The sequence below is a fragment of the Caballeronia arationis genome, from assembly GCF_001544975.2.
Taxonomy (GTDB): domain Bacteria; phylum Pseudomonadota; class Gammaproteobacteria; order Burkholderiales; family Burkholderiaceae; genus Caballeronia; species Caballeronia arationis.
The window spans coordinates 1-725 of record NZ_FCOG02000557.1 but is presented as its reverse complement, the minus strand read 5'-3'; the positions used below and the strand labels follow the sequence as shown (position 1 = coordinate 725).

At 64.0% G+C, this 725-nt stretch carries 2 protein-coding genes; both read left to right on the top strand.

All coding sequences use genetic code 11. The features are described from left to right. The first annotated feature begins 240 nt into the window (after nucleotides 1–240). Nucleotides 241–576: an IS66 family insertion sequence element accessory protein TnpA gene (gene tnpA, locus AWB81_RS46700; protein ID WP_200822572.1), complete on the top strand. Its 336-nt coding sequence runs from the start codon at nucleotides 241–243 to the stop codon at nucleotides 574–576. A gap of 44 nt (nucleotides 577–620) precedes the next feature. Further along, nucleotides 621–725, top strand: a 105-nt coding sequence (tnpB, locus tag AWB81_RS49125; protein WP_374730522.1) for an IS66 family insertion sequence element accessory protein TnpB, incomplete at its 3' end; no start/stop codon positions are given.

Here is a 725-nt window from a genome sequence, read left to right as displayed (position 1 = left end):
CGGCGGCAAGCGCGTCGCAGCTCACGCCCGCAGCCACCTGCGCAACAAACACACGACGTTACCCGAGCACATGCCCGGTATGCGTCAGCGCATCCCGTCTTGAATACAAGCGCGCGTGGTGCGAACGTCTTGCCATCGTGACTGCGGAGCATTTCGATGGTCGACCCAACCGAAGAGACTGCGGGACCGAGGGCAGCGCGACGTTCTCGGCAAGGCGAGGCATTCTGGCGGGAGATGGTCATGGCGTGGAAACGAAGCGGACTTGGCGCACGACGTTTCTGCCGAGAGCAAGGGCTGGCAGTCAGCACCTTCGGCTTGTGGCGCAAGAAGCTCGCGGGCGAGACAACTGCCCGGACGAACCCGCTCGCCGTGACCCCGGATGCGACGTTTGTCGTTGCCCGTGCAGATGGTGAGCCAGAGCCGGTCGTGACGCAGCCATCGACGACGGCAGATACGTCGTCGTCACGTGATCGCGTAACCTTGTCGCTCGCCGGTGTTCGCATCGAACTGACTGGCGCGCATGCCGAGCGCATCGTGCGCTTCGTGCTCGGGCAGTTGGGCGGTGCACGGTGCTGATCGCGGCCGACGTTCGAGCCTACATCTGCCGTGAGCCGGTCGATATGCGCAAATCGATCGACACGCTGTCCTATCTGGTCGAACCGCTGCTGGCCCAGAAGCCTGCCTCGGGCAATTTGTTCGTGTTCGTGGGTCGGGACCGCACGAAG

What these genes read in the sequence shown, in the direction of transcription:
- tnpA (WP_200822572.1), top strand. Translation starts at nt 241, where the DNA reads ATGGCGTGGAAACGAAGCGGACTTGGCGCACGACGTTTCTGCCGAGAG.